This is a genomic window from Candidatus Vicinibacter proximus (assembly GCA_016713905.1).
Lineage (GTDB): Bacteria > Bacteroidota > Bacteroidia > Chitinophagales > Saprospiraceae > Vicinibacter > Vicinibacter proximus.
Genome location: JADJOE010000001.1, coordinates 1,534,188 through 1,551,615 on the forward strand (window position 1 = coordinate 1,534,188; position 17,428 = coordinate 1,551,615).

Genomic DNA, 17,428 nt, shown 5'->3' on the forward strand with positions numbered 1-17,428 from the left:
AAATTATGAATTCCATGAATAAGTTAAAAGTTTCTTTACTCCTCCTCATCCTTGGTCTTGGTTTTAACAACCTTAAGGCTCAGATTGATGAAGAAGAAGTTACTGAATCATCCATTCTTGAAGATACTTCAGGATATCTTGATGACATCATTGAGCGTAAGAATGTTATTGAGCAAAGGATGTTGGCCTATGAGCCGATTCGCGAAGCGGATATCGTTTGGCAAAAGCGTATTTGGAGAGTACTGGATGTCAGAGAGAAAATGAATCAGACTTTTATGTATCCTTCCAGACCATTTTTCAAAATCCTTATCGATGCTGCGGAGAATGGTGATGTGAAGATATTTGGAGAGGATGATTTTAAGAAACCTTTGGTTGGTGATGCCTTGCAGAAAATGCTCCACTCAGTGGATACTGTTCCTGTTTGGAATCCTGACACTTATGTGGAAGAATTGAAAATCGTTGTAAACGATATAGACTTTAATGACATCAAAACATTCAGGATTAAAGAAATGTGGTACTTCGACAAGGAATCGTCCAGACTGAATTGTAGAATTCTGGGGATTGCTCCGATCAAACAAGAGGTCGATGAGTCTTCTGGTGTGATCAAGTATGAAGGTCCGATGTTTTGGATTTATTATCCAGAGGCTAGGAAATTGCTCTCCAAAGAGCGAGTTTTCAATGAAAAGAACGATATTTCTCCAGGTACTTGGGCAGATGTTTTTGATGGAAGATTTTTCTCCAGTTATATTTTTAAAGAATCTAACGTAGAGGAACTTCGATTGAAAGATATTTTTGCCGGGGAAAATGATGGGGTAAAACTTCTTTTAGAGTCTGACAGGATCAAAAATGAATTGCTCAATTTTGAGCATGATCTTTGGGTCTATTAAAATAATACTTAAATTAATTTGGAGCCGGTAGAATTTTCTACCGGCTTTTTTATTGTAATCCAATTAAGCCTGACTTTTGTAAATTAGCGTTTGTGAAGAGAAAGTATTTCCAATTTACTGCGCATCCAAGGTTGAATTTCTTTTGGATGGTCAATTTCGTTTTGTTTTCTTATAATCTAAGTGCCCAACAAAATTTGAATTCTCTTTTTCAGAAAGCACCTTTGATTCCTCAGACTATAGGGGCTGCGTTTACCACTTCAAAATTGGAATATCAAGTAGAAATGCTTGAAGATGGGAAAGAATTTAAGAGAGTGGTAAGTTGGGATATGAATTCCGAGTTGAAAAATTTTGACCAGCAGGTTGGGGATTATTTAGCCAAATTGGAAAGGAAGGCTCAGGATAATAGTTTTTCACTTACTTATAGTCCGGACAACTCCCCGGAATCAAAGGATTATTTGATGAAATTGGAAAAACTGGCAGATTCCACATTAGAATTGTGGAAACCATACATATCCAAGGTTCGAGATGTGAATCCGGATTTTATGGCTTTGAGTGAATTGGATTATGGTTGTGATGAAATTAAGGCTTCAGCGAAGAAGCTCAATGAAGCAGCTGCACTAAAAAACAAGTATCTTTTGGCCGGTAAAGAAAAGATAAGCCCACACATTGAATATTTTCAAAGAATATTTAACCGATTAATTTTGATTGAAGATGCAATGATGAATAATCAGGTTATTTATCAAATGACGAGGATGATAAATATTTTGCAAGAATGGAATCTGGCAGTAATCTCTGCCAATAGTCAAATGGTTGATACAGGAGTCTCACTCAATAATGGACTCTGTAAGGCCAATTAAGCAGCTACCATTTTTATGGCTCATGGTTCAAAACTTAAAACCTATGGTAGCCAACAGCATATTTTGGCTGACATTGTTGGTTACAAGTGATGTGACAGCATCAGGCTTCCCATCTCCATTGAAATCAGAATTCCCAGTACTGAAAGGGATATGGCCCACTTCTTTTCTAAGCAATTGATATCCCAAATCCATAAAAAATCGTTTAAATCTCAATCCAATTCCTGCGCTTAAGCTATGTGAGAATTCATCCACATTAGCATAGGGACTGCTGAGTAATCCGTATCCAGCACGAAGCCTTAGCTTGTCCAAAGCGATTTCACCACCCAAACGAAACTGAAGGACAGATTTGTATTGTTTTTTAATGTCTTGATTCAGTTGGTTTTGATAAACCAGTTCTGCGTTATTGTCAGTATCCGCTGTAAGATTAAATTTTGCTTCTGATGGATTAAAATAGTCTACATCCAAATTTATAAAACCATTTTTACCAACAAATGCCAAACTTCCGATCCACTTCATAGGGGTTGTTAACCTATAGGTAAAATATCCATCCGGGGAAAAACTTTCATAGAGTTCTTCGCCTTTGTTGTCTTTAAAGGCATAAGCCATGGAAGTATAAAACTGGTCAGAAAACCAATGATAAGTGGGCGTGTGCCAAGCAAGTCCTATCCTGAAAGAATTCACCGGCTTTATGATTATTCCAAATCGACCCTGAATACCATTGTAACTACTGCTGACGTTTTCATTAAATTCTAAGGATTTAAAAGGCAGTACTTCGTCAGTTCGACCCTCTTTTTCTTTGTAAACTCTTTGTAAATTATATTCACCAAAAGGCATGGCAAGAGACAATCCAAAAGAAACAAATTCTGAATAATTTCCGGCAAGTGACAAGGAAAAATCCTGAGCCTTACCGGTTTCTCTTATAAATTCACTTTTGGGCAAAGCATAGGATTTATACCCTGCAAGATCAGTGCTGTAAACGAATTTATTTGGGTCTGGATCAATATCATAGATCGCTCCAACTTCATAAGCCAGCCCGGCCTCAAATCCATCCAGATCATCCTTATGAATTCCTCTTCCGTCATCGTAATTATTATCTCTTGCTAATTCTAAATACCTATTCAATATAGAGCCCTGACTTTTCCCTTCAAAGAAAAACTTCTGATCAAACGAAGCTGTTTGATGCAATCCCATAGAAAAATTTACATTGGTCCATTTTGAAAATTTAGGTTTACTTGTTATCACTAATCCAATACCACCTAAACTGAATTGATCAGAAATTCGTTCACTCGAAATGTTACCAGGGTCACCTGTTAAAATTGAATTTACTTTTGAAACCTGGTAGAATCCAGTGACGGTAAAGTCTGATTTTCTAAAGAGCCCGAGTCCAGCCGGATTTAAACCAATGGCATTGAAATCTGCGCCAATTCCACCTACGGAACCATTTAGGCCGGCAGCCCTTCCAGTGGAGAGTGGCCTTGTGGTCGAGTATCGCAACGCATCAGAGGTTAATTGAGCAAAAAGTGGATTACATATCGAGCAAACTATAACAAATAAACTAATTGTCAGCTTGTAATTGAGAAACTTTTTCATTGGCTTCAGTATTAATGAGTAGGCTAAAATTCTATTCAATAGTCAAATGTAGGATTGTAACCAATCCATCTTGATTACCTTCATTTCATGTTGTACTTAATCATCCAACTATCGTGGTGATTTACGGCCACCGGTTGAATTACCTGAATTTTGATAATTTGAATTCGGACCACTTGAGGAACGTTCTGAAGGTCTAGGACTGTTTTCAAAACTCCGACTCGGTCTTGAATTCTCCATGCTCCTTGATGACCTGCCCTCACTTTCTGCTGGCTTCCAATTAGATCCAGAGGATTGGTCCATTTTACGATCTTGCCTTTCAGGTTTTACCTCCCGGTTTGGTTTTGGTGCCGTTTCACGAGGTTTTACATCAGTAGGTTTATCGTCCCAATTGAATTTTCTTGGTTGTTTCCTTTCCTTGTCCATCTCAGGAGATGGAGATTTATCTGGTTTATCCTGTGGAGTAGGAGGTGAGAATTTATCCCTTCTGGATTTTCTTTCTTCATTTTGTTTTTCTGAAGGAGAAGGCTTAATGGTTGTTGAACTTCCATCATCGACCTTGTAATATCTTTTGGTGGCTCTTTCGTTCGGAGCTTCTGAACGATTGTTGTTGTTTAATCTTTCTGATCTTTCCAGTTTTGTTTTATCTACACTCGGAGAACCACCAAGTCTTACCGGGCCATTTCTGGAGGTGGTTGTAAATCCAGACCGACGGCTACCAAAAACCGTTCCCTTTGGATTTTTTGGATTATTTACCCAGCCACCATTGTTGTTGTTGTTGCCATGACCTGAGTACCATCCACCATTGTCCCATCCATAGTATGGGTAACCTCCCCAGCCCCAATTATTATACCCGCCACCCCAGGCTCCATTCCAACACCATGGATCGTAGAACCCATAATTATAGCGGAAGGCAGGATTGTAGGGGGCATATCCGTTGCACCAGTCCCAACTGTTCCAAAATGGGTTAAATCTATTATACCGGTTCCATCTTCTATATCTGAAGGGGTCATAATATCCGCCATAAGTAAAAACGATGCTGTTACCCCAAAGGAAGGGATCATTCAAATAAGGATCATAAAAGCCCAAATTCACATAGTATGGATCATAAAAATCAGTAACAATATAATTTCTGTGAAATCTTCTGATTCTTGAGCTGTAGTAATAATCATAATCTTCTTCTTCGATGAATTCATCATCATACTCGTTTTGATTGAGCTGACTTTTCTCATATACCTCACTGTTGTATCTTTCTTGTTCTGTTTTATCAGAATAACCAGTGGAGGTTTTTTCCTTGGCTGGATCATAGTACACATCGTCGTACTGACCATTGACCATAGTTGAAAACATCAAAAAAGTAAAAATAGACGAGCTTAAAATTAATCTTGTTTTCATGAGGATTATTTTATTTATTGTCAGACAGAAATCCATATAGACCGCAATTTATTACTTTTGCAAAGTGTTAGTGGTTAAAATCTTATTAAATTACACACCATTCAATGTTAAAGTTTATTAACTTGAGTCCTACATTAGTAAGATACATTCCATTTGATTTAGTTTAAAAGTAATTTAGTTAATTAAAATTTAAGAATGGCTAAGGCAATTACAAGCAGGGAAGAAGACTATTCTCAATGGTATAATGATCTGGTTTATAAAGCAGGATTAGCAGATACCTCTGCTGTAAGAGGTTGTATGGTGATTAAACCACATGGTTATGCTTTATGGGAAAATATGCGGGATGTTTTAGACAAAATGTTTAAAGATACAGGACACGTTAATGCTTATTTCCCATTGTTTGTTCCTAAGAGTTTATTTGAAGCAGAAGAGAAGAATGCTGAAGGATTTGCTAAAGAGTGTGCCGTAGTCACCCATTACAGACTCAAGACAGACCCTAATAATAAGGCTAAGTTAATAGTGGACCCTGAGGCAAAATTGGAGGAAGAGCTCATTATCAGACCAACCAGTGAGGCCATCATATGGAATACTTATAGAGACTGGATTCATTCCTATAGAGATCTGCCTTTATTGATTAATCAATGGGCAAATGTCGTCCGATGGGAAATGCGGACAAGGCCATTTTTACGTACTGCTGAGTTTTTGTGGCAGGAAGGTCATACCGCACATGCAACCGCTGAGGATGCGGTAGAAGAGGCGCTTAAAATGCATGAAGTTTATACGCGCTTTGCAGAGGATTATATGGCAATGCCCGTAATTAAAGGGGCAAAAACTGCGAATGAACGATTTGCCGGGGCGGAAGAAACTTATACCATTGAAGCAATGATGCAAGATGGAAAAGCCTTGCAAGCGGGTACTTCGCATTACCTGGGCCAAAATTTTGCCAAGGCGTTTGAAGTAAAGTTTCTGAATCCTCAGAATAAAGAAGAATATGTTTATGCTACTTCCTGGGGCGTATCTACCAGATTGATTGGTGCGTTAGTCATGTGTCATTCCGATGATGATGGTTTAATTTTGCCACCGAAATTGGCGCCCATTCAAGTGATTCTTGTTCCAATTCCAAAACCAACTGATGAAATTGATCAGGTAGGTGATCGGATCATGAAGGAGTTAAAAAATAAAAATATTCGTGTTCAATACGACAGAGACGAGCGCAACAGACCCGGATTTAAATTTGCCGAATATGAATTAAAAGGTGTGCCGATTAGGATTGGTATTGGCGCAAGAGATTTGGAAAAGGGCGTTGTAGAAATTGCCAGGAGAGACACCAAAGAAAAGGAGTTGGTGGCTGTGGATCAAGTTGTCCAATACGTTTGTGATTTGTTGGACAACATTCAACAAAATTTATTTGAACGTGCAAAATCATTCAGGGCTTCAAATACACATTATGCAGATACCTGGGATGAATTCCAAAAAATTCTAGAAGAGAAGGGTGGATTTATTTTTGCACATTGGGATGGAACTTCTGAAACTGAAGAATTGATAAAAGAGAAAACCAAGGCAACAATCCGATGCATACCAATGGATGTTGTTGAGGAGGCTGGAAAATGCATCCTAACCGGAAAGCCTTCAAAATGTAGAGTTCTATTCGCAAAAGCTTATTAAACTAAAAATTACTATCCTGATGAAACCATACTTTTTTTTAATTTCATGCACATTAGTTATTTTTTCTTCCTGTAAAGAAGTTAAAAAGGAAGAGAATTCATCTCCGGTTATTCAAAAGGTAGACCAAAGTGGGCCAGAGTTTACATCAGCCTATATTTGTCCAATGAATTGTAAAGGAAGTGGTTCAGACAAACCTGGCGTTTGCCCTGTATGTGGAATGGATTACGAACAAAATCCTGCATTTGTAAATGATACTTTGTCCAATCCGAAATAATCAAAGAACAGGACTTGATTCATCAATTTTATAAAAGAACCGAATAAGAAATTCTAATTCTAAGTTTATAAAATTAGATGAGTTCATTATCCAATGTGAGGAATTTGCCTCCACTCAGTATTGCATGGTTGAATTGTAGTAGGAACTTTTTCACTCCTAAGTGAAATCCTGACAATTGTTAATCTTGGTTTTCTTTGGGCAATTCAAATTGAAACTGGTATATTCAGTATTGAGTTTCAGCAAATGGCAATTATTCTTTGACCACACATTTGTCAACAATTAAATGAAAGATATCATGAAGTTGGTGAAGAGATTTGGTAATTGCCTTGTCGCTTCCTTTTTTACGGACAATTTTGTCCAGTGCTTTGGATCCTGATTCAAGTTTTTTGATTGCGTCAGTAATTGCTTTATTGTTGAATTCGTTTGGTATTTTTGATTTGGATAAAGTGATGGCTTTTTTAACCATTTCTCCGCTTCTGGTTCGAATAGGTTTTAAATCACCTTCTTCACTAGGGTGAAAAGTTTCAGATAAAGTTTTGTGGAAATCTTTGATTTCAGGCCATTCATCGAATTTGCCTTTTTTTACCGGAATGACTTCATGATATCTTTTGCTGACTTCTTGCCAATTGATTACATTCCAGATTGCTGCCAAATAATCCCCTCTTTTATTTTGGTATTTGAGATAATAAGCGTGCTCCCAAACATCAATTCCGAGAATAGGAATACCTTTTTGTTCAACAACGTCCATGTAGGGATTGTCTTGATTTGGTGTTGAAGAGATGGCTAATTTTTTATTCGAATTGATGTAAAGCCAAGCCCATCCCGAACCGAATCTGGTAGCAGCAGCTTTGTTCAACAGAGTTTTTAGGCTGTCCATACTGGTAAACTGATCGATAATAGCCTCCATGAGGTCCTTAGAAGGTTGGGTATTCTTTTCCGGGGTAAGAATTGTCCAAAAAAGGCTGTGGTTAAAATGGCCACCAGCATTGTTGCGAACAGCCGGAGAATATGCAGAAATATTTTTCATTACATCGAGGAGAGGTAAATTTTCTGCATTTGTTCCTTTTAAAGCAGCATTTAAATTATTCACGTAGGCTGCATGATGCTTTGTCAGGTGAATCTCCATGGTCATTGCGTCAATATAAGGTTCCAAAGCATTGTACGTAAACCCCAGCTCTGGTAACTTATAAGGAGATTGAGAAAAAGTCAGGGTCTGACAAAAAATCATCAGGAATGATAAGAAAAAAGTTTTCATATATTTATGATACTTATGGTGTGCGCTAATTAAAAAGGCTAAAAAAAAACTAAAACTAAATAAGATTACACAAATATACGGCTTGATGAAGATAATCTTGTAAAGATCAAAGTATTTAAGTGCTTAAATTAAACGAATAATAGAAGTTAAAGTCAAAGGAATAATTACTAAAAAAATTGATAAAATGAAAACTTACTTAATTTTAGCATTTGCACTGATATCCTTTGCGGTTCGTTCACAGGATACAGAGATCGATCAGAAAGAAACAGGATTACCCGGTGATCACTTTAGCTTGCAGGGAGCCTTGGACTTGTTTAAGAAATCTTCCAGTCCTGAAGAATTTGAGAAATTGTTAAACACCGAGTCCAACCAAGTAAATAATTTGGATTTGAACGGGGATGGTGAAATTGATTATATCCGTGTAGTGGATCAAACAGAGGATGATGTACATGCGCTGATTTTGCAAGCGGTTGTAAACGATAAAGAATCTCAAGATATAGCAGTCATAGAAATAGAAAAGGATGGATCAGAATCTGCGGTTCTTCAAATTATTGGAGACGATGAGATATTTGGAGAATCTTTCATGGTGGAGCCATACGAAGAAGAAGCAAGTGGAGGAAAAGGAGGTCCGGATGCAGCGTTGTCGGTCAATTATGTAGTAGTGAATGTTTGGGGTTGGCCTTGTATAAGATTTATGTATGCACCAGTATATAGACCATGGGTGTCACCATGGAGATGGGCAACTTATCCTGGTTGGTGGAGGCCATGGAGACCACTTGGTTGGGCGGTATGGAGACCTCATGTGAGAGTGTACAGACCAGGGTACAGGGTAGTTACAACACATAGGGTAGTCAGGGCACATAGAGTTTACAGTCCAGTAAGAGTTCATTCTGTAACAGTGAGGACGAAAAATTCCGGTAATGTCAAACATTATCGTACAACTAAAAAAACAACGGTGATTGGAACTGGTCCTGGCGGAAATAAAGTTAAAGCTTCCAGAACAAAAACCACGACTGTCCATCAGGGGCCAAAGGGTAATAAGGTAAAAACAACACACACTAAAACTAAAGTGAGTAGAAAAAGGTAAACCAATAAGGTTTAAATTTTAAATAGTTTAATTATGAAGGAAGATGCTAAAGGCGTCTTCCTTTTTTTATTGGTTTATCAAATTATAAGGTTGGCTAAACCCATTTTATGCACTTGAACTTTTATTCCAAGTCAAGATACCTTTACATACTTAATTTACTACTGGTGCACCAAGCTTGTTGATGCTGTTAAGCGGGCATAATCAAAGAATATATTGTATGGATGGAATTGATGGGAATCAAAGTTCGAACTTTCAGGGATTGATTTTCTTTAATGGTCTTATGTCTTTCAAAACACAATCCTATTGCACAGAATAATCTAAAACAAGTGTAGTGTACACATTACGGTCATAACTTTCTAATTTCAAAAATACCTGGTACGGATTGTATTTATCCAGATAATTCAAACTATCATATATATTTTAACTTATTAAATAAAAAAATAAAAATTACTTAAAATATAGATAATCAATTAATTAAACATATAAAAAATAAATATTAAAAAATAATTTATATATAATTAGGATTTTTGACAATGCCTGTTCTATATTTGTGCTGTGAATTGCCGTGAGGTGTTTACAACCCAACCATGAGAATTCAGCGATTGCTGAATGGATACACCTGTTAATAGTTTCATACTCAAAGAATTTGTCCAATAGAAAAGTTTGAAGCCTTTTCTTTTTGGTTTCCCTGTAATATGATTTTAGATTTTAGGATGTAACAGTCCGAGAATCCTAACCTTTTTAACCTTGTTGCATATGTTACCGACAATTAATTATTGCCTCGGAGTAAGAAAACTATGCCCTTCGGGGCCTTCTTTCCAATCCTTAGTATTCGCCATTTTTATGGCAGCCTTTGGCATATTTCATCAAGTGGATGCACAGTGTGTATTGGCTTGTCGGGGTAAGGGAAATCTATCTTTAGGTCCCAACTGCGAGGCTAAAATTTTACCTACCATGCTTTTAACTGATGGCATAAGGTGTCCTGATGCCAGATACCGTGTGGATGTAATGGATTACAACATGAAGTTGTTGCCTTATAGTCCCTATGTAACGGAGAATGAAGTAGGGATGCATGTTACGGTCATGGTTTATGATTCCGCATCAAAAAATTCTTGTTGGGGAAAACTATTTATCGAGGATAAATTTGCTCCAGTGATTTTATGTCATAACGATACTTTGTATTGTAACGATACCAGTTTTAGGCTACCGCCATATTTTTTCGATTACTGTGATGTGAATCCCACGATTGAGTTGGTAAATGAAGAGCTACTTCCATATACCTGTGATCCACTTTTTGTAAAAAGAGTAGTGAGATCATGGGTGGCTACAGATAAGTATGGAAATAAATCAAGAGTATGTACAGATACCCAGTGGTTGAAGAGGATTCCGATTGATTCTGTAGTTTACCCTAAGCATTTTGTACATTCAAATAACTGCCATATAGAATGCAGCGATACCTATCCGGTAGATGCCAAAGGAAATCCACATCCGGATTTAACTGGTGTACCGACTGTTGATGGATATCCATTGTGGCCAGATTTTAATTTGTTTTGTAATTTAGGAACAAGTTATGAGGATCTGGTTGTGGTGGACAATTCCTGTAAGAAAAAGATTATCAGAATGTGGCGTGTGGTAGAATGGTGGTGTGGAACTGCTATGATAAGATCATTTCCTCAGACTATTGAAATTGTGGATACCAAGCCACCGCATGTGCATTGTCCTTATGATTTTACAGTAACTACCAATGGGTCATACGAATGTACATCCACATTTTATCTTCCACCTGCAGTTGTATTTGATTCTTGCCAAGACAGTATACATGTGGATGTGTTTTATGGTGGAGGAATATTGCTTAATCAAAATGGTGGTTATATTAAATTACCTATTGGCGAGCATCATGTTACCTACAGAGCTTATGATGCATGTTATAATCTTGATTCGTGTAGTGTAAAGATTACTGTAGAAGATAAAAACCCACCAACAGCAGTTTGCGACCAGGGTGTTGTGGTAACCCTAACGAGGGATGATGAAATTCATGTACAGGCCGAAGTTTTTGATGAGGGTAGTCATGATGATTGTCATCTGGACAGTTTTCTGGTTAGGCGAATGGATCTGGGCGAGCCATGTGGTATAAAAGATTATCAATTCAGACAGGAGGTTGTTTTTTGTTGTGAGGATGCCGGTAAAAAGGTGATGGTTGTATTCAGAGTAAAAGATCAAAGTGGAAATTTTAATGATTGTATGGTTGAGGTGGAAGTACAAGATAAAACACCCCCAGTAATAAAATGTCCTCATGACTATAGTATTGCCTGTAACCCACATTTGGATACAGTGGATTTATCCAGGTTTGGCAAGCCAGATTATTACGATAATTGTATTGTTCACATGCATGAATATGTGGACACATTTTTGAATCAATGTGGTCTTGGGTATTTAGCAAGGAATTTTGTAATCCGAGACAACATGGACAGGTTAGACACCTGTACTCAAAGAATTTATGTAAACCCAATTGATAGTTTTGGTGAAGAGGATATTATTTGGCCAAGGGATACCATTCTTTATGTATGTGGTGCAGATGTGGAACCAAAGAACTTACCTGATGGGTATAATTTTCCAAAATTTTTATCCGTTGATTGTTCCCGTCCGGGTGCTAGTTATGAGGATCATGTTTTCAATTACATTCAGGACTCTTCACTTTGTTTTAAGCTGTTAAGAAAATGGAAAGTCATTGATTGGTGTCAACAAAGTTATGATGCTCAGGGTAATGTTATTCTTCCTCATTGGACACATGAACAGATCATAAAAGTATCCAATAAGCTTCCTCCTAAAATTGGAGATGATTGTGATACTATCATGGTTTGTCTAAGCGGGGTGGATTGTTTGAAGGAGCGAGTCAGAATAAGCCATTATGGTGTAGATGATTGCACTCCGAATCAGCTTATCCGATCTAATTTTAAGTTGGATTTATACAATAATGGTTTAATAGACAGTACACATTCTGAGCAGGGCAATACCATAAGTTGGGATGGGGATTTACCTGTTGGAGAGCACCGATTTATCTGGGTTTTTGAGGATCAATGTGGTAATCGGGAGGTTTGTTTTCAAATTGTGCGAGTCATTAATTGTAAACTTCCGACTGCTTATTGTTTGACAGGCGTTGCGATAAACTTAAATGGCATAGATGTAGATGGAGATGGAGATGTGGAAGGAGTGGTGGATGTTTGGGCTACTGATTTGAACAGAAATAGTTACCAGTTGTGTGGAAATCCAATTACATTTTCGTTCAGCAGAGACAGTTCCGACAAGTTCAGAAGGTACACTTGTGACAGTGTAGGCCAGAGAAGAGTAGAGATGTGGGTTACGGATCAATATACCGGATTGCAGGATTTTTGTGTATCCACTGTTATTGTACAGGATAATAATAAAATTTGTCCGGGGAACCTTACCAGGGGAAATATAGCAGGTTTAATTCAAACGCCGTATGGAAAGCCTATACCTGAGTCAGTGGTTCTGGTGGAAAATTTATCCGGGACGGTAGAAGCTGAGTTTGATGGTAAATATGTTTTTCCTGATTTATTGCTCGGATATGATTATCAGGTAAAAGTAAAAAAGGAGAGAAACTATCTGGAGGGGATCAGCACACTGGATATCTTACAAATTCAAAAACATATATTAGGATCTAAAGCATTAGGTTCACCTTGGAAAATGTTGGCTGCAGATGTAAACGGAGATAAGGTAATTACTGCGAGTGATATGTCTGCATTGAGGAAATTAATATTGGGATATGATTATAAATTCAGAAATTCAACATCCTGGAAATTTATCCATGCGATGTATCAATTTCCGGATCCTGAAGATCCATGGTATCAGAATTTCCCGGAGGAATACAGGATTCAATCGATGGCTGGAAATATGAATTATGTTGATTTCGTCGGATTTAAGATAGGTGATGTTAGTCAGACAATCTGGGACAGCATCGGCGGGATAGCTACCAGGACAACACAGCCTGTAGATCTGTTCAGTGGATTTGGATCAGGAACTAATCTTTTAAATGTATTTACTGAACGTAAACAGGTTGCGCAGGGAATGCAGTTTACGCTTAAGTTTGATGCCAATCAAAATCAGTATGTAGGCATAAAAACCGGAAAGATAAATCTTCAGGATGTACACATCAATGAGCGATTTGCGGATGATGGAATATTGTTGGTTTCCTGGACATCCGATGATGCTGTGACTCTTGAGCCAGGACAAGCATTGTTTAGTGTTGAATTCCGTGCGGAACTTAATACTTCTTTTGGGCAGACCGTAAGAATTTGTTCTGATGTTTTGCAAGCGGAAATGTATGATCCGGAATTCAAGGAAATGGATATCAGATGGGGCAATAAAGTCATCCAGCAGCAAGATGAAGTTGTGTTTGGCATTCCGATACCAAACCCATTTGTGGAGCTTACAAGTATTCCGATGGATGTGAAGGAAGAAATGAATTATACTTATAAGATTTTTGATATTAATGGTGCGTTAATTTCTCAGCAAACTGAGCACGCTGTTAAAGGAAGAAATTTCATCAAAATCAAGAGAAGTCAAATGCCACTTGCAGGTATTTATACCCTAAGGGTTGAGGCTTCCGGATTTGCCAAGAGCTTTAAATTGGTGATGATGAATCAATAATTGGCTTCAAGGTTAATATCATATTTACAGGAGCCCTCCGTTGTTATGCAATGGAGGGCTTTTTATTTTAATTTACTAATCCTGTTTTGATTAGCAGATGGCCATGAAGAATTTGTAAGGGTTTTAGAGGAAGTTTGGATGTTGGTTGGTTAATTATTTTTAAAGAGGTCCAACAAAGTGGCTTGACCTTTGGCTAATTTTGTACTTTTGTATAAATTTTATATATGAGTTTTAACATTAGCGGTAAGTTGCACAAGGTTTTCCCAATGGAAAGCAAGTCCGCGAATTTCCAGACACGTGAATTTGTAATTGTTACGGAAGAGCAATACCCTCAATATCTTAAGTTCCAATTGGTTCAGGATCGCTGCAGTGTGATTGATAAGTTTCAAGCTGGTCAACAAATTACGGTTCATTTTGACTTAAGGGGAAGGGAATGGCAGGAAAAATTTTTCACGAATTTGCAAGCCTGGAAGGTAGAAGCCCAAGACCAGAGTCAATCCAAGGCGGGAGAGCAAATTGTTTCCGGGGATTCTGAACAGGATCCATTTGCTACGGCTTCGGAGCAATTTGACGATCTGCCTTTTTAGGATGTCAAGACTTTTAATTATTTTGTTTGCACTTGCTTTAACCTATGTTGAAGCACAGAGTGTCTACTATGGAAGGTCAGTCTATGAAAATGATTTAGGCGAATGGAGTCTGCGGGATTCAATAGATGAAGAGATAGGATTTCTAAGGATTCGGTTTATGAATCAAGACAGGCTTGCCGGATGGGATTGCAGGATTTTGGAAGAGTCCGGAAGCATTCGTTTGCGCTGGGCGGACAAACCCGATGAATGGACATTGCAGATGTCAGGTAAAACCTTTACCGCTGTACCTGTTTGGCCTGGGCAGTATGATCATTGGAGAATAACAGATAATCAGGAGGCATTTACCTTGTTTGCAAAAATAGACGAGGAAGGAATAGATTGGCGACTTAAGGATGGGTCAAACAATAGTCTGGTTTCTATCTATAATGAATACAGGAATGATAAGAGGGATTGGGTATTTGAATATGATCCTGATAAAATTACAAACCCATTTATCGTGTTGAGTTTTTTTATCATCGTGAGATACTTATAAATCAAAGCGCTGGCGGTTATTAATTTCTTAGCGCCCTCCTGTAATATTTTGGTTGTTTGGAATTTTTATGAAATCCAGAGACCCTGGTCTGACACCAATGAAAAAAGAAAATGCTCTGGATTGCGGGTAATATTGAAATTCCATTGTCCAGCAGTGCAGGTTACGCACCAATCCAAAATCAGGATATGTGGGTGCTTTTCTTAAGAAATCATAGCCAATTTGTCCAATTCGCGCACTCCAATTTTTGGTGATGGGAATATTTCCTGAGGTGCTTATACTGTTATAGTCAAGTTTGATGGTATCTCTGCCATTCGTTTGTCTAACGAATGAGTATTGCATATTATGGTTGAGGCTGAAAGTTTCCAACATACTTTCCAAGGACGGAAGACCATCCGCAACCGGTTTTTGTTTTACGAGCAGTCTGAAAATCTGACCTACAGTAGCAGAGTTAACAATCCCAAATGAAGCAGAAACAACGTTGAACAATTTTTTATCCGTATTTAGCAAGTAGGCATTCTTTCTTACCTCGGTGTTGCCAACCAAAATTCTTTGATAAGGATCCACAGTTATTGAATAAGTGAACGTGGTGAGTCCTTTAAAAATGGAGTTTCTCCCTACTCCGCTGATGTTGCTTAGTTTGAAAGAGTCTGCAAAAACATTATAGTTCCCACCAAAGGAAAAATTTTCAATGATTGGTATTTTTTTAAAACTGGAATCTTTTTTAGAATAGTATTTCAATTCAACTCTATTGTTTACACTATAATTAATTTGAAAATTTTCGGCAGGAGGATTACTTGTTCCAAAAGGACTTCCCTGATAAATCAAATATTTTTTTGGAATATTTTTTTCAGCTCTTGTATCTGTATCCACATATTTGGTATAGTTAAATGGTGCTTTGCTGTAGTCCGGTGCAAAGCTCGCATTTAAGCTTGGTGCAATTACGTGACGAATTCCGCGGAACCAACCTTTTTTTGAAAGAACCTGACCATAGATTTGGGTGCTGAGATTTAGATTAGCGGAGATGTTACGGTATGCATAAAAACCTCTCTGCACTTTATTTTGTTCCAAACCGAAAATAGTATCGATAGTATTTCCATTCGCATCCTTGCGGATAATTAGGGTATCCAGGAGCGTTAATTCTCTTTTTTTATTAAACCACTCTTCATAATAATTTAAGCCAGGAGTTAGACTGAAGTACTTTAATATCCTGAATGAGGCATCCATGTTTGCGGTATGTTTTACCCCATATTGCATAGTGTCCAGTGTACTTTGTTTAAAAAGATTAGTGTCCAAAGTGCTGAATCGATTTGAAAGACTTGAGTTATAATTGAGGTTGATGCGTTCATACCAATTGGGTTCTGCACTAATTTTTTTATTATTTTTAAAGGGAGTAATCGGTCTCATTCTTACGTCTAATTGAGGTAAGGTCATGTTGATGATTCCGGTATTCAGGTTTTGGTCATGATTGAAGGTGGCTATCAATGAAAAAGGTGAATTAGGAAATTGGTAATTGTAGGTAAGATTGGATCGGAGCTGGCTGTTCAATCTGTTTCTTGCATCCTGAAATACAACACGGTCAAATGATCCCGTTGAAATATTTACATCACCCGAAAAGCTTCTGTAAGGATGAGCAGTTTGTGCCTGTGCGTGACGCCATGTGAGGCGCAAGGGCATTTTTGTAATTGTTCTGTAATCATTTGGAATTCTCTCTTTCAAATTAGAATATTCCAAGCTAAAACTCCCATTGTATTTATATTTTTTGTTGTAGTTGCCGGATGTTAAAATTCTCAATGAACCCTTAAACCAAATGTCCGTAAGTAATTTTAAATCAAGGAAATCATTTATTGGAAAATAGTAACCGATTTCTCTCAACCCAAATCCATATCGAGGATCATAATCATAATTTCTTGGAAAAATTAAACCTGAACTTCTGTCTTTGGAGATTGGGAAAAAACCAAAAGGCAACATAAATGGAGGGGTGGGTATTCCTTTGATTTTAACAATGGATGGACCAATGATAATGAGTTTATTCGGAATGATTTTTTGTTTATTGCTGTAAATACCAAAATGAGGCTCAGGACTGTCACAAGTGGTAAAAATTCCATTTTTATTGTAGATTATATCGTCTCCATTAGATCCAGCAGATTGTTTTGAAATAAACTTTGTGGTTTCTCCATGGATATAAATATCTGTTTCTTTTGTAACGATTTGCGTAATGATCCCTTTTCTGGATTTGAAATTATAACGAATTTTTTGAGCATCAAAAGATTGACTGCCGTCTGCAAATTTTGGTATCCCTGTTTTTTGTCCCAGACTGTCTGTGAGCGGTTCTGCATAAGCTATACTTGAGTTCATGTCAATTCGGATGTAATCCGCCTTGAGCGTCATGGTTTGGTATTTTACAGAGGCCTCACCATATAGGTGAATCCATTTGTTGTTATAGTCAAAAACGATGCTGTCTTTGGCCTGATAATCCACGGGTTCCTCAATAGAATCTTTAGAGACAGAAAATAATTTAAAGTCTCTGAGAATGAGAGAATCCGCACTGCTTGAATCAATCTGTAGAGGTTTTACCCGGCTATCCTGGGCAGAGATAACGGAGAGTAAATAAAACATGAAAAAGAAGATTCTTAG

General features: G+C 37.6%; 12 protein-coding genes. 8 read left to right on the forward strand and 4 right to left on the reverse strand.

Features of this window, described 5'->3' with window-relative positions; genetic code table 11:
* Positions 1–14: 14 nt before the first annotated feature.
* Both gldN and IPJ83_05970 read left to right on the forward strand, forming a co-directional pair.
* Complete coding sequence (gene gldN, locus IPJ83_05965) at positions 15–887, forward strand: gliding motility protein GldN (protein MBK7880090.1); 873 nt, start codon at positions 15–17, stop codon at positions 885–887.
* Positions 888–979: 92 nt separating this feature from the next.
* Positions 980–1,744 carry a hypothetical protein gene (locus IPJ83_05970; protein MBK7880091.1) on the forward strand — a complete coding sequence of 255 codons (765 nt, stop codon included), beginning with the start codon at positions 980–982 and terminating at the stop codon, positions 1,742–1,744.
* Positions 1,745–1,771: 27 nt separating this feature from the next.
* Here IPJ83_05970 and IPJ83_05975 read toward each other — a convergent pair whose 3' ends face one another.
* Together IPJ83_05975 and IPJ83_05980 are read right to left on the reverse strand one after the other, a co-directional pair.
* Positions 1,772–3,334, reverse strand: coding sequence for a hypothetical protein (locus IPJ83_05975; GenBank protein MBK7880092.1), 1,563 nt, complete (start codon positions 3,332–3,334; stop codon positions 1,772–1,774).
* A 108-nt stretch (positions 3,335–3,442) separates the two neighbouring features.
* Entirely contained in the window at positions 3,443–4,726 is a 1,284-nt protein-coding gene (locus tag IPJ83_05980; protein MBK7880093.1) for a hypothetical protein, read from the reverse strand.
* Positions 4,727–4,921: 195 nt separating this feature from the next.
* On the opposite strand from IPJ83_05980, the gene IPJ83_05985 reads away from it, so the two are divergent.
* A complete protein-coding gene (locus IPJ83_05985) occupies positions 4,922–6,391 on the forward strand; it encodes a proline--tRNA ligase (protein ID MBK7880094.1) in 1,470 nt (489 codons plus the stop codon).
* A gap of 19 nt (positions 6,392–6,410) precedes the next feature.
* Positions 6,411–6,665, forward strand: coding sequence for a hypothetical protein (locus tag IPJ83_05990; GenBank protein ID MBK7880095.1), 255 nt, complete (start codon positions 6,411–6,413; stop codon positions 6,663–6,665).
* 250 nt (positions 6,666–6,915) lie between these two features.
* Here the strand turns inward: IPJ83_05990 and IPJ83_05995 are convergent, their stop codons facing one another.
* Positions 6,916–7,920 (reverse strand): superoxide dismutase, encoded by a 1,005-nt coding sequence (locus IPJ83_05995; GenBank protein ID MBK7880096.1) that lies wholly within the window; start codon positions 7,918–7,920, stop codon positions 6,916–6,918.
* Positions 7,921–8,104: 184 nt separating this feature from the next.
* On the opposite strand from IPJ83_05995, the gene IPJ83_06000 reads away from it, so the two are divergent.
* The 4 genes from IPJ83_06000 (at position 8,105) to IPJ83_06015 (ending at position 14,794) form a co-directional block, all read left to right on the forward strand.
* Positions 8,105–9,007: a hypothetical protein gene (locus tag IPJ83_06000; protein ID MBK7880097.1), complete on the forward strand. Its 903-nt coding sequence runs from the start codon at positions 8,105–8,107 to the stop codon at positions 9,005–9,007.
* A gap of 756 nt (positions 9,008–9,763) precedes the next feature.
* Complete coding sequence (locus IPJ83_06005; GenBank protein ID MBK7880098.1) at positions 9,764–13,675, forward strand: HYR domain-containing protein; 3,912 nt, start codon at positions 9,764–9,766, stop codon at positions 13,673–13,675.
* A 224-nt stretch (positions 13,676–13,899) separates the two neighbouring features.
* Entirely contained in the window at positions 13,900–14,262 is a 363-nt protein-coding gene (locus IPJ83_06010) for a DUF3127 domain-containing protein (protein ID MBK7880099.1), read from the forward strand.
* A gap of 1 nt (position 14,263) precedes the next feature.
* On the forward strand, positions 14,264–14,794 hold the full coding sequence (locus tag IPJ83_06015; protein MBK7880100.1) for a hypothetical protein: 531 nt from the start codon (positions 14,264–14,266) through the stop codon (positions 14,792–14,794).
* A gap of 27 nt (positions 14,795–14,821) precedes the next feature.
* Here the strand turns inward: IPJ83_06015 and IPJ83_06020 are convergent, their stop codons facing one another.
* Complete coding sequence (locus IPJ83_06020; GenBank protein MBK7880101.1) at positions 14,822–17,410, reverse strand: LPS-assembly protein LptD; 2,589 nt, start codon at positions 17,408–17,410, stop codon at positions 14,822–14,824.
* Between the last annotated feature and the right edge of the window lie 18 nt (positions 17,411–17,428).